Source organism: Terriglobia bacterium, from assembly GCA_020072845.1.
In the GTDB taxonomy this organism is placed as follows: domain Bacteria; phylum Acidobacteriota; class Terriglobia; order Terriglobales; family Acidobacteriaceae; genus JAIQGF01.
In genome coordinates this window covers 53,774-72,625 of record JAIQGF010000012.1, presented here as the reverse complement: position 1 = coordinate 72,625, position 18,852 = coordinate 53,774, and the positions used below count along the sequence as shown (strand labels likewise).

At 62.1% G+C, this 18,852-nt stretch carries 15 protein-coding genes; 8 read left to right on the top strand and 7 right to left on the bottom strand.

Going from position 1 to position 18,852, the window contains the following annotated elements; translation table 11 throughout:
* Positions 1–6: 6 nt before the first annotated feature.
* The 3 genes from LAN70_13915 (at position 7) to LAN70_13905 (ending at position 4,681) form a co-directional block, all read left to right on the top strand.
* Positions 7–1,059, top strand: a complete 1,053-nt coding sequence (locus tag LAN70_13915; GenBank protein ID MBZ5512247.1) for a sensor domain-containing diguanylate cyclase — start codon at positions 7–9, stop codon at positions 1,057–1,059.
* Between the two features lie 383 nt (positions 1,060–1,442).
* Positions 1,443–1,937 (top strand): hypothetical protein, encoded by a 495-nt coding sequence (locus LAN70_13910; protein MBZ5512246.1) that lies wholly within the window; start codon positions 1,443–1,445, stop codon positions 1,935–1,937.
* Entirely contained in the window at positions 1,934–4,681 is a 2,748-nt protein-coding gene (locus LAN70_13905) for a VWA domain-containing protein (GenBank protein ID MBZ5512245.1), read from the top strand. Before LAN70_13910 ends, LAN70_13905 begins: the two co-directional genes overlap by 4 nt.
* Before the next feature lie 182 nt (positions 4,682–4,863).
* Here LAN70_13905 and LAN70_13900 read toward each other — a convergent pair whose 3' ends face one another.
* The 3 genes from LAN70_13900 to mtaB form a co-directional block, all read right to left on the bottom strand.
* Complete coding sequence (locus LAN70_13900; protein ID MBZ5512244.1) at positions 4,864–6,270, bottom strand: DUF4412 domain-containing protein; 1,407 nt, start codon at positions 6,268–6,270, stop codon at positions 4,864–4,866.
* 149 nt (positions 6,271–6,419) lie between these two features.
* The gene (locus LAN70_13895; GenBank protein MBZ5512243.1) at positions 6,420–6,944 is read right to left on the bottom strand and encodes a hypothetical protein; all 525 of its coding nucleotides are present in this window, start codon (positions 6,942–6,944) and stop codon (positions 6,420–6,422) included.
* A 69-nt stretch (positions 6,945–7,013) separates the two neighbouring features.
* Positions 7,014–8,357 (bottom strand): tRNA (N(6)-L-threonylcarbamoyladenosine(37)-C(2))-methylthiotransferase MtaB, encoded by a 1,344-nt coding sequence (mtaB, locus tag LAN70_13890; GenBank protein ID MBZ5512242.1) that lies wholly within the window; start codon positions 8,355–8,357, stop codon positions 7,014–7,016.
* Between the two features lie 116 nt (positions 8,358–8,473).
* Here mtaB and LAN70_13885 point away from each other — a divergent pair, with 116 nt between their 5' ends.
* Entirely contained in the window at positions 8,474–8,923 is a 450-nt protein-coding gene (locus tag LAN70_13885; protein MBZ5512241.1) for a response regulator, read from the top strand.
* A 140-nt stretch (positions 8,924–9,063) separates the two neighbouring features.
* Here the strand turns inward: LAN70_13885 and LAN70_13880 are convergent, their stop codons facing one another.
* From LAN70_13880 to LAN70_13865, 4 genes are all read right to left on the bottom strand, one after another.
* Positions 9,064–9,375, bottom strand: coding sequence for a zinc-ribbon domain containing protein (locus LAN70_13880; GenBank protein MBZ5512240.1), 312 nt, complete (start codon positions 9,373–9,375; stop codon positions 9,064–9,066).
* Positions 9,376–9,623: 248 nt separating this feature from the next.
* Complete coding sequence (rpsU, locus tag LAN70_13875; GenBank protein ID MBZ5512239.1) at positions 9,624–9,821, bottom strand: 30S ribosomal protein S21; 198 nt, start codon at positions 9,819–9,821, stop codon at positions 9,624–9,626.
* A 194-nt stretch (positions 9,822–10,015) separates the two neighbouring features.
* Positions 10,016–13,123, bottom strand: coding sequence for a TonB-dependent receptor (locus LAN70_13870; GenBank protein ID MBZ5512238.1), 3,108 nt, complete (start codon positions 13,121–13,123; stop codon positions 10,016–10,018).
* Between the two features lie 289 nt (positions 13,124–13,412).
* Positions 13,413–13,655: a hypothetical protein gene (locus LAN70_13865; protein ID MBZ5512237.1), complete on the bottom strand. Its 243-nt coding sequence runs from the start codon at positions 13,653–13,655 to the stop codon at positions 13,413–13,415.
* A 292-nt stretch (positions 13,656–13,947) separates the two neighbouring features.
* On the opposite strand from LAN70_13865, the gene LAN70_13860 reads away from it, so the two are divergent.
* The 4 genes from LAN70_13860 (at position 13,948) to aspS (ending at position 18,707) form a co-directional block, all read left to right on the top strand.
* Positions 13,948–14,463: a gamma carbonic anhydrase family protein gene (locus LAN70_13860; protein ID MBZ5512236.1), complete on the top strand. Its 516-nt coding sequence runs from the start codon at positions 13,948–13,950 to the stop codon at positions 14,461–14,463.
* An 82-nt stretch (positions 14,464–14,545) separates the two neighbouring features.
* Positions 14,546–15,910: a histidine--tRNA ligase gene (hisS, locus tag LAN70_13855; GenBank protein MBZ5512235.1), complete on the top strand. Its 1,365-nt coding sequence runs from the start codon at positions 14,546–14,548 to the stop codon at positions 15,908–15,910.
* Between the two features lie 46 nt (positions 15,911–15,956).
* The gene (locus LAN70_13850) at positions 15,957–16,856 is read left to right on the top strand and encodes a class I SAM-dependent methyltransferase (protein MBZ5512234.1); all 900 of its coding nucleotides are present in this window, start codon (positions 15,957–15,959) and stop codon (positions 16,854–16,856) included.
* 3 nt (positions 16,857–16,859) lie between these two features.
* Positions 16,860–18,707: an aspartate--tRNA ligase gene (gene aspS, locus LAN70_13845; protein ID MBZ5512233.1), complete on the top strand. Its 1,848-nt coding sequence runs from the start codon at positions 16,860–16,862 to the stop codon at positions 18,705–18,707.
* Positions 18,708–18,852 lie beyond the last annotated feature (145 nt).

The window sequence follows — 18,852 nt, the reverse complement described above, 5'->3', positions numbered from 1 at the left end:
CCCCCTATGAGCGAGGCCGCTGCCACCGACCGTAGACGGCATGTGCAGGAGCTTTCCATCTTCCATGAAGTCGCCAAGGCCCTGACCTCCTCGCTCAATCTGGATTCCATCCTGCAGACCATCATGGAGAAAGTGGCGGAGTACTTCCGTCCCGACACCTGGTCGCTGCTCATGGTGGATGAGTCCGCCGACGAACTGTACTTCGCCATCGCGGTGGGCGACGCCGCCGACGCGCTGCGCACCGTGCGCCTGAAGATGGGCGAGGGCATCGCCGGATGGGTGGCCAAGCACGGAGAGCCGCTCATCGTGCCCGACGTTTATACCGACCCGCGTTTCGCCAAGCGCATCGACGAAATGACCAAGTGGCAAACGCGCTCCATCATCTGCATCCCGCTGAAGGCCAAACACCGCGTGCTGGCGGTGATCCAGCTCATCAATGTGCCCATGTCGAGCTTCAGCGACAGCGAGATGTTCTTCCTGCGCGCCATCTGCGACTACGCCGCCATCGCCATTGATAACGCGCGCGCGGTGGAGAGAATTCAAGAGCTCACCATCACCGACGACTGCACCGGCCTGTACAACGCGCGCCATCTGTACAAAACGCTGGAATCCGAGGTGTATCGCTCGGCGCGCTTCGGCTACGAGTTCACCGTGCTGTTTATTGACCTGGACCATTTCAAGCAGGTCAACGACACGCACGGACACCTGGTAGGCAGCAAGCTGCTGGCGGAAATCGGCTATACCATCAAGAGCCACCTGCGCCTGATTGACTACGCCTTCCGCTATGGCGGCGACGAGTTCGTCGTCCTGCTGCCGCAGACCGGGAAGGATTCCGGGCTGATCGTCGCCCGCCGCCTGCTCGATTCATTCCGCAAGAGTAAGTTGCTCAAAGACGAAAACCTGAACCTCAACATCCGCGCTTCGATCGGCGTTGCCTCCTATCCGGAAGACGCCAAAAGCGCGCACGAAATCATCCGCCAGGCCGACGAGATGATGTACGAGGTCAAGAACACCAGCCGCGACAACATCGCCGTGGCGCAGCACGGCATGATGAAGTAAATCCATTTGTGATTTGATGATTTGTGGTTTGAGTCTGTAACAACCCCCCCAGCCTCGCAATCGACTCATTGTTCCATAAGCCAGCCTGTGGACCCGCGTCACATTGTGTCCGAGTTGCCGACAAACCTGAAACTATGAGTTAACCATTCAGCTCATTACAAGTAGGAGCCTGCAAAGCATGTAACCGTCGCAGCCTTGACACGAAAAGGTTCTCGTGCCAGACTGCGTCGCTAAAAGGGGTAGCTGCGCGATGAGTAATCGACAGCCGAACGACACCCTAACTTCTGGCGCACAATCGCGATCCGCGCTTCCCAGGTGCTTGCCAGCTCGCGTGTCTGCACGCTCACAGGAACTCTCCCCGCGGATACAATAAAGGCGGTCCTATGTCGAAGGTTCATATTGCTTCCTCAACTGCGGGATACACGCATTCGCTGCGCGTGACGATCTCGCTTGCTTCGGGAACGGTAAAGGTGTTGAAGGCGATGCGTGTGGCGATGAGAGCGGTGGCACCGCCGCCGTCGCCGCCGACTGAGGATAGTTCTGGCTATTGGTTCGAGATTCGGGACAAAAACGGCAAGCTGCTCTATTACCGTCCGCTCCCGCACGGCGATCCGGAGAGCATCGAGGTCTTCGACGACCAGAAGCGGGGAACGATCCGGCGCATTCCCGCGACGAAGCCTGAGCGAAAGATCGAGTTGATCGTTCCAGATTTTCCGGATGCCGCGGAGTTTACGCTGCACGGTCCAAAGATTCGAGCGGACCGGACGAAGCCAAGCGCCGTTCTGAATCGGCTGCCGATGGAGCATCTGCGTGGCCTGGCCCAGGGAAAGGCCGCAACGGACGGCGGGCCAAGTCACGAGCGTGGAGGTGCGAGATGAGCACATCCGACGGATATGTGGTTGGATTGACGAAGCTCGTCGATCATGGACCAAACTCGCAGCGGTTCAACCTCGTGATTATGGGGGACGGTTATAGGGCGTCGGAGCTGTCGCAGTTTGCGACGGACACGGACAATTTTATCAACACTCTGCGCGCGACGAATCCGTACCCGGACCTTTGGTGCGGGTTCAACGTGTTCCGCATCGACGTTGTTTCGACCGATAGTGGAGCGGATGACCCGGGCACTTGTGGAGATGGATCGACGGGCTCTGGCGCGACACCGAAGACATACTTCGACTCAACCTTCTGTAGCGACGGCAACGTGCGGCGGCTGCTGAGTTGCAACGACGATACGGCACAGGACGTAGCGAATACATATGTCCCCGAGAATCACGTGACGATGGTGATTGTGAATACGAGCGAGTATGGAGGCTCGAGCGACGGAAGGGTGGCAAAGCTTTCGACGAACGCGTCGTCTGCCGAGATCGCGATTCACGAGATGGGGCACTTGGCATTCAGCTTTGCCGATGAGTACGACTGCAGGACCTGTACATCCACGGAGACGGGGCATGACAACTTCTCGGGAGGCGACCCGTCACAACCGAACGTTACAACCAATACGGACCGCAATACGATCAAGTGGAAGGCCCAGCTTACCTCGACGACCGATCCGCTGCCGACGACGAGCAATCCGGACTGTACCAAGCGGGATACGCAGGCGAATCCGAAGACAGCAGATTATGTAGGTGCTTACGAGGGAGCGGATTACTTCCATTGTGGCTGCTATCGGCCATCGTTCGATTGCCGCATGCGCGAACTGGGCGTTCCGTTCTGCGCGGTGTGCCAAGCGGTGATTCGGTCGACGCTGCAGCCGTTCCTGCCGGCAGAGTCTCTGATCCTGACGACTCCCAGTATTGCATTCACTAATGTTCCTGAGGGACTGGGCGGCGTGGGAGTGACGACGTATCGCGCGATTGTGTTTGAGGTTGTGACCTGCGGGACGAGGACGTTCCAGATTACTGCGGGGCCTAGTGGAGGGTTTGGAACGCCGCTGGGGACTCAGGTTGCGGTCAGCGCGAACGATGCCGATCCGATTGCAGACGCGCGAATCTGGATCTCATACACGTCAACGACCGCGGGCTCGTCGAGCCACGGAACGGTGACGGTCCGGTGTGTGGAGACAGGGCAGAGCTGGACCATCAACATCGACGCTAACACGGTGGCAAGACCGAAGAGCGCGGTGGCGCTGGTTCTGGATCACTCAGGCAGCATGGCCGATCCTGCGGGTGATGGCAACACGAAGGTGGGCAAGCTGCGCGAGGCGTGCAACATCTTCATCAACACAATGCTCGATAACGACGGTTTGGCGCTCGTGCGGTTCGACGACACGGCACAGACGCTGATGGGAGTGACGGCTGTGGGTCCTCCGGTGCTGGGCGCCGGACGCATATCGGCAAGCGGGCACATCTCGGGGCCGGAACTCGATCCGGCGGGGAATACTTCGATTGGAGCGGGAGTGGCGGCGGGGAAGGCAGCGCTGGATGCGGCCCAGGCGAGTGCCTCGCCGCCCTATGACGTGACGGCGATGCTGGTGCTGACCGACGGAGAGGAGAACACGGCGCCGATGCTCGCCGATGTTGGCAGCAGTATCACCGCAAACACGTTCGCGATTGGACTCGGGCAGCCGGAGAACATCAGCACGGCGGCGCTGAACACGCTGACGCAGAACCACAACGGGTATCTGCTGGTGACCGGGACGCTGACGCCAGACAAGTCGGCGCGGCTGAACAAGTATTTCGTGCAGGTGCTGGCTGGGGTGACGAACGCAAACGTCGTACTAGACCCGCATGGAGTGCTGACAGGAAGCGCGGTTCATAAAATTCCGTTCCAAGTTGCCGAGACGGAGTTTGGGCTGGATGTCTTTGTGCTCACCCCGACACCATGGGCGCTCGATTTCGAGTTGGAGACACCAGACGGAGAGGTGATAACACCGGCTTCGGTTTCGACGCTTACGAACATTCAGTATGTACAGACGGCAGGAGTCGCGTATTACCGCCTATCGCTGCCGGGAATTCCAGCGACCCCCACGGGCAGCCACGCTGGTGGGTGGAACGCGGTCCTGCGGCTAGGCAAGAGGGGCAGTGGCATCCAGTCGAGCTATGTGGCTGGGGGCGCGGCGGCAGCGAGCGTGAGCTACGACCTAGTTGTTCATTGCTATTCAAACCTCGTGTTCAACGCTCGCGCGGTGCAGAGCGCCTTCACGCCGGGAGCATCCGTGAGTGTGTATGCGAGCCTGCTGGAATACGCGGTTCCGGTGGAGAAGCGTGCGTGGTGCTGGGCAGAGGTGATGCGGCCGGATGCAAGTACCTTCACTCTAGCGATGCCGGAGGGAGACCCGGGACAGTTCAGCGGACAGTTCGTCACTACACTCTCCGGGTTGTATACGGTGCGCGCACGGTCGGTCGGGTCGACGTTTCAAGGAGTGGCATTCCAGAGGGAACAGACGTTGACGGCTGCGGTGTACGCGGGCGGCGATAACCCTTCGACAGGTGGTGGAGAGACTGGCGGAGCGGGGAACGCAACGCAGTTCTGGTGCCAATTGCTTGAATGCCTGCTGAAGGGGCAGGTGCTGGATAGCGAGCTAATCGCGCGGTTACAGAAGGCCGGCGTAAATCTGAACGCTCTACTCAAGTGCATTGAGAGACCGTGCAGCAAGAGCGGCAGTCAGAAGCCTCCGCGATAAGGATGTTAGCAGGCTGCTGATTCCGCCCGAGTAACGGCCCACACAGAAGTTATCGGCCAAGTTCCAGTTTCCGGAGCGCTGAAATCTCTCGACCAACAACACTGCTTCGGAATCCGGTTACGAACACCCAGCGCTCGACAGACGCTCTCTGCGGCATAGGCCCGATCTCCCAAGCTCCCAGATTATCCCGGCTTCTTGCGAGCCGCGGGCTTTTTCGCCGGCGCCGGTGTCGCCTTCCTCGTGGGCTCGCGGTCTTTCTTCACTTGCTCGGCGACTTTGTCCGCCTCCTTCTCGAAAGCAGCCATGACGGCATTGACACCCATCCGGTCGCCATCGGCCGCCAGCGGCGCCTGTTTCATTGCCGGTAGTGGCTTGCCGACGCGATAGATCGTAATCGCGAGCAACGCCTGGTACTTTGTTTTATCCAGCGAGACGCCGCGTAGCGTAGCAGGTAACACCACTCCGCCTGAGTCCGGATCTTTCACCTGGCTGGCATCGGTGTAGAGGATGTAGTCGCAGTCTTTCGACTTAGCTTCGGCGGCGATGGACGAATCGCTGTCGGCATCGAGCGGAACCGCTTCCATCTGCCGCAGGGTGACCTCGCTCATCAGGTTGATGCGGAGATTTTCGATGGGTAGATTCTGCTCGCTCTTGTCGTTGATCTTCACCACCCCGACGCGCACCACGCCGCTGGATTTCGGCGCAGCGGTGGGAGCAGGTGCAGATGGCGTCGGAGGAGGTGGCGGTTCAGGCTGGGAAGCAGGTTCCGGAGCAGGGGCTGCCGCAGGCGGCATCGGACGTCCGCCCATCATGCCCGCGGCCATGCCGCCGATGTTCAGCAACTCCTGATAGTTGCTGACCACCTTGCAGCCTGCCGGCATTTCGAACAGCGAAGCATCGAGCGGAGCGTTGGTCAGCTCGACCACCTCCGAGACGGTGCTGAAGCTGTGTCCCTCGGCTTGCATGGTGGTTGTCACCTTCAACGGAAAACCGGGAAAGCCACCGCCGGTGTGCTTGAAACGCACCGTGTCCTGGCAGGCGGAACGGCCGCCGGCGCCCGAAGGCGGAGGCATCATACCCATCGAGCAGTGGAGAGCCGGTGCGATGTCGGCGTACCAGCCGTCGGCCTCGGTATGCAGGCTGGTCTTGGAACAGGCGTCGGCGCTGGATTCGGCGTTCATCGTGCTCTTGAAATGGCGCGCGTTGACCCCTAACATCTTCTGCCGCTCGCCGGTGTCGACGGTATTGACGTTGAAGGTGATCGTGCCACCTTTTCGGCTGCTCCCGGCTGCGGCTGCAGGAGCAGCAGCCCCTTCGCCGGATTCTCCGCCCAGCGGCATCACCATGCAGGTATTCGCCTGCGGGTTGATGGTGATAATGCGCTTCTGGTCACACTGGGTCAGGGTCACGAGACCGGGCGCCATGCCCATGCTCGCCGCCTCGTTGCGCTCGCGGGCGCCTTTGAGGTACACCGTGCTTTCCGTGCCATGGCCCATCATGGTGTTGCGAGTTTTGATCTTGGTATCGGCCGCAGCCGATAGCGAGAGCAGAGTCAGGACGGCGACAGCTAGGAACTCGCGGTTGCGCATGCGTCCTCCACGGGGCCAGAGATGCCGGCAGAATTTCGGAGCGGAGGAGATTCTAACCAAGAATCGCCGATCCGATCAGTGATTCTCTGATCAAAGAAGGGAGGGAATCTCAAACCACGGTCGCGAAGAGTTCTTCGGCACACTGACCATCAAATACGCTCCAGGTGAATCAGCAACTTACGGCTGCGAGCTTTCATCGCAGGCGTACCGTTCCGAGTAGCCTCACGTAGAATCTCTGCCACTCTGGGTCGAATACTTGGCTCAGCCTGCGCCAAGTCAGCCAGTCCCTGAAGAGCAAAAGTCTTGACAATGGAACTGCGGTCTTCCAGATAACAGTTCAACGAAGATATCGCGACTTGCCGCTCCTTGGCGTTCAGCGGGAGCCGTGGAATCATGACCGCCAGGTGCCAGCGCAATTCTTGTTCCTGGGCCTCGGTCATCAAGCCTAGCAGTTCCTTCTTGTAGGGCTGGAGGAGTTCAGGATGCTTCCGCGTGACCTTCTCGGTCGCGTCTGCGGCCCGCATCCGTACGAGCTGATCTGCGGACCACAAACCTGCGATCAGCCTAGAAAAAAGCTCTGGATCGTTGGACACCATTGCCGCCACTTGGTCAGAGCGGCCGATCGTCCGTCGATCCCCTCCTTCCAGGAGAGCAAGGATGTCTTTTCGCAGCATTGAGAGGAGCCCCTGGCTGTACAGTCGGCAAACAGGACAACTACGGGAACGAGCTTGATTGCCGAAATTTCAAACCACGGTCGCGAAGAGCACTTCCGCCCGCACGCCCTGCACCTGCGCCCCCACCCACTGGTTCGCCGCGTGCCGTCCCGCCAGGCGCATTTTCAGATAATTATCGGTCAGCGCTTCGGTGGAATGATCGTCGCCGACGCTGAGCGTGATCGCCGGCAGTTCGCGCCCGACGAATGAATTCATAAACCCGCGCTTCTTCTCCGCCGCCAGCGCGCGCAGCACGCGATTGCGCTCGCGCGCCACCTGCACCGGCACCGGATTGGGCATCGCCGCCGAGCGCGTCCCCGGCCGCGAGGAATAGGTGAACACGTGCAGATAGGTGAGCGGCAATTCTTCGATCATGCGCCGCGTTTCTGCAAAATCAGCCTCGGTCTCTCCGGGGAAGCCGACCATCACGTCGGCCCCGATGGCCGCCGCCGGCATGGCCTGGCGAATGCGGCGGATCTTCTCCGCGTAGTGCCACGGCCGGTACTTGCGGTGCATGGCGCGCAGCACGCGGTCGCTGCCCGACTGCATGGGCACGTGCGCGTGCTTGGCGATGCGCTCGCACCCGGCGGCCAGTTCGATCAGTTCCGGCGTCCAGTCCATCGGCTCCACCGAGCTGAGGCGCAGCTTTTCCAGCTCGGTGCGCTCCATGATGGCGCGCACCAGGTTGACGAAGCGGTCCGGCTGGGCAAAATCCCGGCCCCAGCGACCCAGATTAATTCCCGAGATCACCACCTCGCGAAAACCGCCGCGTACCAGAGCGCCAACTTGCGCCAGAACTTCGGCCATCGGCAGCGACCGGCTAGCGCCGCGCACTGAAGGAATAATGCAGAACGAGCAGCGGTTGTCACACCCGTCTTGCACCTTCAAATTCGGCCGCGTCTTGTCCGCGCCGCCATCGAAGACCGGCGCCGCCAGCAATTCGGTGTGCGCGAAGATGTCACCGACGATGACTTGCGGCGGAGGAGTAGCGCGGCCGCCCTGGGCCGGAGAAATCATCCCTAACGGAACGAATCCCTCCCCTCCGCACACCACGTCTCCGACCTGCTGTTTGTGGGAGTTCCCGATCACCCACCGCACGCCGGGCAGGGCCGCCAACTCCTGGGGCGCGCGCTGTGCGTAGCAGCCGGTCACAAGAATCTTGCATTCCGGATTGCCGCGATAAATCCTGCGGATGGCGGCGCGCACGTCCTGGTCCGCCGACGCGGTTACGGTGCAGGTGTTGAGAACAACCACCTGCGCTTCCTCCGGCTGCGGGGCGCGCTCCAATCCTCGCTCGCGAAGCTGGCGTTCGATGGCCGCCCCGTCGGCTTGGGTCGCGCGACAGCCGAAGTTCTCCACATAAAAGCTCGACACGAGTGGTATTATACGCGCAGGTTTTCGCGCCAAATTTGCGGGCATCTGCTTGCAACGAGCGCTGGCGCCTGGTGCATCGCAACGCTGCGGCAAGCCGGGCCGTGGGGGTCGATTACATGAAGCGCCGCATCCTTCTGGTGGATGACGAACTCGCCATTCTGCTCACCCTCAAAGCCATTCTCGAGATGAACGGCTTCGAGGTCGAAACCGCCTTGAGCGGATGCGAAGCGCGGCAGAAGCTGGACGCCGGCGTCTTCCACATGGTCATCACCGACATGCGCCTGGAGACCGAAACCACCGGCTACGACGTCATCCGCGCGGCCAAACAGCAGCCCTACAATCCCGCCACTTCCATTCTGACCGCGTACCCGTCGCTGGGCAGCGACTGGAAAAGCAAGGGCGCGCAATCTCTGCTCGTCAAGCCGGTGAATACCCAGGACCTGTTGCGGCAGATCGAGGCGCTGCTGATCGCGCACGAAGACCAGAAACGCACCGCCGCCGCCGCCGCCAACAAAGCCGTTTCCGGCTCGCGGTCCACGCGCCACGAGGCCAAGAAGGCCGGATAAGCAGGCGTAAGTTTTTCCCGGAAAAATGGCTGGGGAGGGAAAGAGCGGTCGCGCGACCACGCGCGAGCACACCTCTTCGATTTCGGACACACAGGTCTGGTGTCCTACTTAAGTGGCCCGGTCAGAGACTGGTCAGAAAGTCAGGCGCTTGCGGCCGAACTTCGTTTCGACGACTGAAAACACTCCCGGCAAAATACCGGGCGTCCCTGCGTCGGCTTAAAAGGCACCGTGGTTTCTTTTCCGCACTGCGAACAGACGGTCCGGGTCTCCACCTTGGGATAACTGCCGGGGGTGGCGGTCCCCAGCATACTGGCGCGCTTTGCTTTGCACGGCTTGCAACGCTTGGGCTCGTTCTTGAACTGTTTGTCGTGGAAGAACAGCTGCTCCCCCGCGGTAAACACGAACTCGGCGCCGCAGTCGATGCACTTCAAGACCTTGTCCTGGAATTCCATCGAACCTTGCTCCCTTCAGGGTCCCCATCCCGCGCCCCTGCTTGCGCGAAACAGGATCAGCCTTTGGTCCCACCCACGAGCTTGCTGACTTCCACGTGGGGCCTTGCCGGAGCCGCCAGGTACGGCGGCCCTTGCGACACAGCGAATAATGCCAGTGCTGAGTATGAATGCGAAGGCCCCCGCAATGACGCAGCGGGTTATAAATAGAGCGGGCCGCTTGGGGGGATACTGCGGCCCGCGTTACTCGATTAGTCTTGCTCCTTGCGCGCTTTCTTCCGGCTGCGTTTGCGTGCCAACGCTTCCTTCGCGCGTTTTTTTTCGCCCGGCTTGAGGTAAAAGGAGTGCCGCTTGACCTCCTTGATGATGTCCTCCTGCTGGACCTTGCGCTTAAATCTGCGTAGGGCGTTTTCTAACGATTCGCCTTCCTGCAAGCGTACTTCCGCCAAAAACGAAACACCCCCAAACCAGCCCAGTTGGACCAAGGTACTTATCCCAAGCTTTTGGTGTCAAAGTCAAGCTCCATTTGAAGTTAGCGGCTCAAAATGAAACAAAAGCAAGCAATTAGCAGTTAGCGATTGGCAATTTGCAGCACCCGGGGCGACCTACGCTTTCCTTCCGGTTGAACGCTACTGGCTAATCGCTAAAAGCTGATCCTCACCCCAAACTGCACCTGCCGCGGGGCATAGGCGCTGGTAGGCGACAAGAAACCCCGCGTCGCCCGGAACGACGCTGGATACTGCTTGCCGCCCACGGTGACGTCGCCCAGCACAAAACTGGCCGCCGTATTCAAGAACCCATCATCAGAAATCTCCACCCGCCGATTCGCCCGGTTCAACAGATTGAAGCTCTCCGCCAGGAACTGCAGCTTGTAGCGATCGCGCACCAGAAACACGCGCGCCACCCGCAAATCCGTGGTGGCGTAATCCGGCCCGGTAAAGGAATTACGCCGATACCCCGGCAGGCGATCGTTGTAGGTGTTGCCGTCAGCGTTGGCGTCGCCCACGATGCGGGCGCTCACCGGCCGGCCGCTGCCGATGGTAACTACGCCCGCGAAGCGCCAGTCGTTCAACAACCAGCGCAGCGCCGGGCGCTCGCGATGAAACGGGCGCGGCTCCGCCGTCCACGCCGCCACGAAGCGGTGCCGCTGGTCGGTGGTGCTCGGCCCCCATTCCAGGTTCGGCAAGTAGGAGTTCTGAACCGTCGCCGGCCTGCCCACTACCAGCGCGTCCTGGCCGTCGTCCATCGCGCGCGCCCAGGTGTACGCCAGCCGTATTCCGAAGCCGTGGTGCATACGCCGCCGCAGTGAGACCGTCAGCCCGTGATAGATGCTGGTGGCGCTGCTCTCGAAGACATTCACCGAACCCAACTGCGGCATGGGGCGCTGCACATCGCCCAGACACGGCGGAAAGGGGCAGCTCAGAGTTTGCGTTGTGTCCCAGGCGGCGAAGGAATCCACGGTGTAGTAGCCGAGCAGGTTCACGCCCGACTGGTCATACAACGGATAGGTCACCGGCGTGGGTGGCGGCAGGTTGACGTCGCGCGCGCGGATCAGGTGCATGCCGTGCACGTACAGGTAATTCACGCCGACGGCGGTACGCGTCCCGATCTCCTTCTCCACGCTGAGGCTGGTCTGCTGCACCACCGGGATCTGGAAATTGCGCGCGAAGGCCGACACCTCCGTCGTCATGTGGCTGAGCAGTTCCGGCGGCGGCGCGCATACCGTGGCCGAGGTCGCGCACGAAACCAGTGGGGCCGGATACGCCGGGAACAGCGGCCGGTCCTCCTGGCGCGCGTTGCTCAGCATCAGGTTCATCCGCCGGTCGCCGTTCTCCGTCTCGATCGCCGAGGTGTACATCGAGGGAATGCGGGTGTAGAACAGCCCGTACCCGCCGCGGATCACGAGCGGATGGCGCTCGCCGATGGAGTACGCGAATCCCACCCGCGGCGCAACGTTGTTGCGGTCCACCGGCACGCGGCCGGAATCACGGAAGTAGTAGTTCGAGACCAGATTGTCGGTGCGGAACGCCTGGAAATCGTAGCGCACGCCCAGCGTCAGCCCAAAGTGGCCGGTGACGCGGATGGTGTCCTGCACGAAGGCGGCGTACTCGGTGGTATCGGGATGCGACACCGCCGTGCCGAAATTCTGAATGTAGTAATGCGGCACCATGTGGGCGTACGCGCGCAGCGGCGTGATCCGCATCCCGTAGGTCTGCGGGGCAAACGTCCACGGGTCCACGGTCACGTCGTCGAAGATGTACTCTCCGCCGAACAGCGACGGGAAAAAGTTGTAAATCCAGGTGCTGATGAGATCGCCGCCGAACTTGAACGAATGCCGCCGCCCGGAAAACGCCAGCGTCTCGGCGGCATGCAGGCGGTGCTCGCGGGTTGCGCGCGGCAGGATGGAAGAGCGCCCGAATCCATCGACGGCGCCGTAAATGCGGGTCAGCGGAAAAGCCGAATTGGGGTACGACTGCTGAAGGTCGCGCGAAAACTGCAGCCGTAAATGGCTGGTAAGGTTGTTGGTGAGGCCGCTGGCTAGCGTCACAGAAGCGGTCTCGGTGGCTACGTCCTCTTCGCCATTTTCGCTGAGCGCATAGGTGGTGATGGGGCTGGCCGGATCGAAGAAGACGTTGTTCGCGCCGTAATAGCGCGAGGTGTTCACGCGCGCGCTCAGGTGATGCCGCGGCGTGATCGCCACGTCCAGCTTGGCGAAGGCGGCGTTGCCCAGCAGCCGCGAACGGAACTCGCCGCCCATTTTCGACAGCGCCGCGGCGGTCGCCATCACCAGCGAGTAGTCGCTGTACTCGAAGTCGTTCACCGTCGGCATCAGTACCGGGTAGCCATTGAGGAAGTGCACCACCGTCGGCACCTGGAAGATGTGTTGGTCGAAGCCGGCAAAGAAAAACGCGCGGTTCTTCTTGATCGGGCCGCTCAGCGTTCCGCCGAACTGGTGCTGCCGGTCCTGCGGCTTGAAGCCTACGTAATCCGGGGTGGCATTGAAGCCGCTGTCGCGCAGGTAATAGAACCCGGTACCGTGAAAATAATTGGAACCGCTGCGCGTGACCACGTTGATCACCGCTCCGCCCGCCCGTCCCAGCTCGGCGCCGTAGGTGTTCGAGGAAACCCGGAATTCCTGCACCACCTCGTTGCTGAACTGGTAGGGCGCGCGATAGCGGCCTCGCGCCTGCGCGAAGAAGGCGTTGTTGTTGTCGGCGCCGTCCACCAGGTAGCTGGAGTACACGCCGCGAATGCCGCCATACGCCAGATCACCATTGGTGGCCGAGGTGAGCGAGCGCGGATCCGTGGTCATGTTCGGCGTGAGCAGCGCCAGGTCGGCAAACCGCCGCCCGTTCAGCGGCAGGTCGGAGATTTCTTCTTCACTCAGGACGGTGGAAATGGCGCTGGTCTCGACGGCGACCATGCCCGCCTCGCCCGCGACTTCCACGGTCTGTTGCGCGGTGGGCAGCCGCAGCCGCAGCGTGAGTTCGACCGTGCCCCCGACCTCCACCAGCGCGGCCTGCTGCAGCGGCGACATCCCCGGGGCTGCCACCCGTACGGTGTATTCCCCCGGCGTGAGCAAGGGCACGCTGAAGCCGCCTTCGTCGTCGGTAACGGTGGCGCGCGTCAGCCCCTTGGCGGTTTCGGTAACCAGCACCCTGGCGCCCGCCACCCGCGCTCCGGCGGCGTCTTCAACCATGCCGCGAATCGCCCCGGTGGCCGAGTCCTGGGCCGCGGTGGTAGGGGTCAATAGAAGGGGGATGGCGATGCAGGCAAGAAGAATGATGGAGCGCGGTCGCCCTCGAGTGCGCACAATCGGCCATGCCGTTGATCGAGCGCAGCCTTGCGCCGGGTGCGAGTTGGCTTCCGCCTCTGCCAACCTGTTCACCGTGGGGGAAACAGGTTTCTATAGCACGCGCGGCACCGCCCCGAGCCGAAATCGTCTTTCCAATCTAGACTTGTTCCCGAACTGGAACCAAGAGGTCTTGAAGCCGGTTCCCCACCCTCAACCGGCTCCGGCAAATTTCCAGATTACAAACTCAAACTACAGTTGGACACGACGCGCTCGTCTCCCGGACTGATTCCGGCTGCTTGCGCAACCCGCGCGCCTGCGCGTCGGCGTCGGCGGGCATATGCTCCACCTGCTCCTGCAACGCACCCGACAACTCCCGCACCAGGTCGCCATACAAGTGCAGCAACCGCCGGTCCTTTAAGTAGCTCAGCGCAGCGCCGCTGGCGGCGCCCAGAAAGAATATTCCGAGATCAATCAGCGTCTGGTCCATGGCTACGGTTGTACTGCGCCCACCACTCCGGCCCAAGCGATTCGCAGCATTTTTGCCGGTGCCTCTGCCCGCTTTGGTTCCCTTCCCAATCTGGATGTACGCGGAATCAGCCCCAGAGGACAGAGAGGAAGAGAAAGCAGAAGCACAGAATCAACCACAGAGTTCACGGAGGACACAGAGAAAGAGAAAGCGGAAGAAGGAAGAACCAGAAAATCCGCTGCCTTGCCTCGGTGTCCTCTGTGTCCTCTGTGGTTAATCCCCCGGCTTGTGCTATGTTCTTTTCTTTCGCGCCATGATCCGAAGCTATAAAGGCATCACCCCGCGCGTTCCCGCCACCGCATTCGTGGACGACTCCGCCCAAGTGATCGGCGACGTCACCCTGGGCGAGCACGCCAGCATCTGGATGAACACCGTGCTGCGCGGCGACGTGCACTACATCAAGGTCGGCGCCCACTCCAACATCCAGGACAACAGCGTGCTGCACGGCATGAAGGAGGAGTGGCCGGTGGAACTCGGCGAGTGGGTCACGGTCGGCCACTCGGTCACCCTGCACGGCTGCGTGATTGAGGACCGCTGCCTGATCGGCATGGGATCCATCATCCTCAACGGCGCGCGCATCGGTAAGGGCTCAATCATCGCCGCCGGCACGGTCATCCCCGAGGGCACGCACGTCGAGCCGGGGTCACTGTGGATGGGCGTCCCCGGCCGCTTCCGCAAGAAGCTCGGCCACGACGACGAGCAGACCATCATGGCCTACGCCAAGCGATACCTGGAGTACAAGGAAAGCTATCTGCGGGAGAGGAAGTAGCGATTAGCGATTAGCTGTTAGCTGTTAGCTGTTAGCGGTGTTCTTGCCGTCGACCATCGACCGTCGACCGTCGACCAACGACATGATTAAGTCCGTCCGAGGAACCCGCGACCTGCTGCCGCCGGAAACGGCGCTGTGGAATTTTGTCGAGGCCGCCGCCCGCGACGTTTTCCGCGCCTACAACTTTCAGGAAATCCGCACCCCCGTCCTCGAGGACCTGTCGCTGTTCCAGCGCTCCGTCGGCGAGGAAACCGACATCGTGTCCAAGGAGATGTTCGCCTGGGAAGACCGCGTGCGGCACCGGACGAGTGAAGAAGTTGGGCGGGCAGTCGTGGAGGAGTTCCGAGACGCGAAGACTGACGCCGAGAAAGCAGCGGGTTTCATGCGCGCCGTGAAGGGCCAATGGCTGGCGCTGCGTCCTGAGAACACCGCCGGCGTGGTGCGCGCCTACATCGAGCACAAACTGTGGGAGCGCCCCGGGGTGCAAAAGCTGTTCTACATCGGACCGCAGTTCCGCCGCGAGCGCCCGCAGAAGGGGCGCTATCGCCAGTTCTACCAGATCGGCGCTGAGGCCATCGGCCCGCCCGCCGCCGGCAGCGAATCGCCGGCGCGCGACGCCGAAATTTTGGAAATGCTCGCCACGTTCCTTGACCGGGCCGGCATCCAGGGCTGGACGCTGGAACTGAATACCGTGGGCTGCGCCAACGACCGCCCGCGCTACCACGCAGCCCTGCGCGCCGCGCTTTCGCCCGTGGTCGCGAAAATGTGCGCCGACTGTCAGCGCCGCGAAGTCACCAACCCGCTGCGCGTCTTCGACTGCAAAGTCCCGCAAGACCAGCCCATTATCGCCAAGCTCCCCACGATCGGCAAATTTCTCGACGAGCCCTGCCGCGTGCATTTCGGCGAAGTCCAGCGCATCCTTTCCGGGCTCAACATCCCATTCGTGCTGAACGATCGGCTGGTCCGAGGCCTGGATTATTACGAAAAAACCGCTTTTGAGTTCACCCATGGAGCGCTGGGGGCGCAGAACGCGATCCTGGGCGGAGGAAGGTACGACGGATTGTCGGAGACGCTGGGGGGACCGCGGGCGCCGGGAATCGGGTTCGCGATTGGCGAGGACCGGCTGATCCTGTCGCTGCGAGAGACCGCGGAAGCGCTGGCGAAAAAGCCGGACGCGTACATCGCCCCGCTCGGCGCCGGCATGAATGCCGAGGCGGCGAACCTGGCGCGCGAGCTGCGCCGTCACGATCTGATCGTCGAACTGGGCGATGAGAGCTTCCGGCTGAAGAAGTCGCTGGAGACGGCGAGCAAGATCGGCGCGCGCTACGTGGTGATCGTCGGAGAAAACGAGGTCAAAGCCGGCGCCTTCGCGCTGAAGAACCTTGCCAGCGGCGAGCAGGTGACGGTGCCGCGGACGGAACTCGCAGCGCGAATTCAAGCTGCGTAGGATGCCGCGTGTAAAATGATGGATTGCCCCGGCAGGGGCGGCCATCATGTCTGTTTCCAAGCCACAAGCGAAGCCGTTGCAGGGCGATGCCGCTCTGGTCGGCAGGCATTACGATTCCTGCGTGGACGCGGAAGCGGCGCGCCTGGAGAAGTATTCACCGGTCGAGTACGCCATCACGTTGCGCTACTTCTCCCGCCTGCTGCCGCCGGGAATCACCATCGCCGAGGTCGGCGTTGGCACCGGACATTACGCGGAATTTTTCGCGCGGCGCGGGTGCACGCTGCACCTGGTGGACGTTTCCGAGGGCCTGCTGCAGGCGGCGCGTCATCGGCTGCGCTCCTCCGGGCTGGAACAGAACATCGGCTCGGTCCACCGCGCCTCCGGCACGGATCTGCCGCTGGCCGACGCCAGCATGGACGCGGTCCTGTTGATGGGGCCGCTTTACCACCTGCGCGACCCGCAAGACCGGGAACAGTCAGTGTGGGAGGCGGCGCGAGTACTGAAAGCGGGCGGGCTGGTCGCCGCCGCCGCCATCAACCGCATTTCGTTTCTCCGGGACATGTTCCGCTACATGTCGGACCCGTTCACCAAGGACTTCTTCGACGCGCAGAGCCAGGAAGCCAGCCGCACATTGCGTCAAGACCTGCGCGGCCAGTTCGTTGCGGACTTTCTCAAGAGCGGCAATCTCGATCCCGAGCACGCGCCGCCCATCGGGTACGCGCATCTGACCACGGCGACGAAATTCCATGCGCTGTTGACGGCGCACTTCGAGGAGCTTGCGCTGGTGGGCACGGAATCGTTCACCGCGCCCTGGCAGGACAAGCTAGCGTCGATGCCCCCGGAAGAGGCCGCCGGCTGGCTCGACATCGTGGAGGCCACCGGCCAGTGGCCGGAAGGCATGGCGTACTCGGACCATTTCCTGTTTATCGGCCGCAAGATGAGCTGACTTATGCTCGACTTTTTAGGTGATCTTCGACGCACTCACACCTGCGGTGCGCTGCGCGCCGGCGATGCCGGATTGCGCGCCGTGCTCATGGGATGGGTGAACCGCCGGCGCGACCTCGGCAACCTGATTTTCATTGACGTCCGCGACCGCACCGGGATCACGCAGGTGGTGTTCGACCGCGAGCGCAGCCCAGGCCTGCACGACAAGGCGGCCTCGCTGCGTTCGGAGTTCGTGATCGCGGTGATCGGCAAAGTCGAGCAGCGCGATCCGGGCACGGTGAACCGCAACATCGGGACCGGCGAGATCGAGGTGGTGGCGGAAGACCTGCTGCTGCTGAACGAGTCGAAGACGCCGCCGTTCCTGCCCTCCGAGCCGACGCTGCCCAATGAAGAAGTGCGGCTCAAGTACCGCTACATTGACCTGCGGCGCGCGGCCATGCAGGCCAACATCGAGCTGCGGCACAATGTCGCGGCGGCGATCCGGCAATATCTCGCCTCACGAGGTTTCCTGGAAATCGAAACGCCGTTCCTGACGCGCTCCACCCCCGAAGGCGCGCGCGATTTCCTGGTCCCCAGCCGGGTGCAACCCGGCAGCTTCTATGCCCTGCCGCAGTCGCCGCAGTTGTTCAAGCAGATCCTGATGATCTCGGGCTTCGACCAGTATTTCCAGATCGTGCGCTGCTTCCGCGACGAAGATCTACGCGCCGACCGCCAACTGGAGTTCACGCAGATCGATTTGGAGATGAGCTTCCCGCAGCAGGAGCGGGTGTTCGAGGTCACCGAGGGATTCCTGAAGGCGGCGTTCGCGGCGGCGGGCGTCACGATCCCGACGCCGTTTCCGCAGATGACCTACGACCAGGCGATCCGCTTCTACGGCACGGACAAGCCCGACCTGCGCCTGCCGCCGATGTACGAGGTGGGCCACGCGCTGCCGGCGGAGATGATCGCGCAATTGAAGGTCGCGGCGGACGCGCCGGTGATGGCAATCCGCATTCCCAAGGTAGGCGAGCTTTCCCGCAAAGAGCGCGACGAAATCAAGCCACTGTTCGGCCAGCGCTCCGAGGCCAAGGTTTTCGAGGATTTCAAGCGCCTGGAAAAATCGTGGCCGGAGGCGCTGGAGAAAGTGCGGCACATCGCCGAGGCCGTGGCGGATGACTTGATCGTGCTGGTCGCGGGTCCGGAGCGCCCGGCGGAGCACAAGTCCGAAGGCGGAGTGAAACCGGAGGTCAAGCAGCACGATCGTCCGGTGTACACGGCGGCGGGCGCGCTGCGCCTGGCGCTGGGGCAGAAATATGCCGAGCGGCACAAGGCGTACGCCGGCGCGCGCAACGATGCCGCGTCGTACCAGTTCCTGTGGGTGACCGATTTTCCCATGTTCGAGTGGGACGAGGATGGCCAGCGCTGGGCCGCGGCGCATCATCCCTTCACTTCGCCGCACGAGCAGGACATGGACAAGCTGGAGAGCGATCCGGCGTCGGTGCGCGCGCTGGCGTACGACGTGGTGCTCAACGGCACCGAGTTGGGCAGCGGCTCGATCCGTATTCACCGGCAGGACATCCAGCAGAAAATTTTCAAGGCGCTGGGCATGACGCCGGAAGAGGCGCAGGCGCGGTTTGGATTTTTTCTTGAGGCGCTGACCTACGGCACGCCGCCCCACGGCGGAATCGCTCTGGGTCTGGACCGGATCGTGATGATCCTGGCGGGCGCGGATTCCCTGCGCGAGGTGATTCCCTTCCCCAAGACCGCCCGGGCGGTGGACCTGATGATGGACGCGCCGACGCCGGTGAGCAATCAGCAGTTGCGCGAGCTGAGCATCGAGGTGAAGGCGAAGAAAGAAAGCGCGGGGGAGTAATTCGCCATTTTTACTACTGTAGTAGTAATTACGGCGAATAATACTACTTTAGTAGTATATATCGCACCCGTGCCGAGGCTGCGATTGCAGATCTTGCCCCGGATACCGGGCCACACCGGCCAGAGCGGGACGGTGATCGAGATCG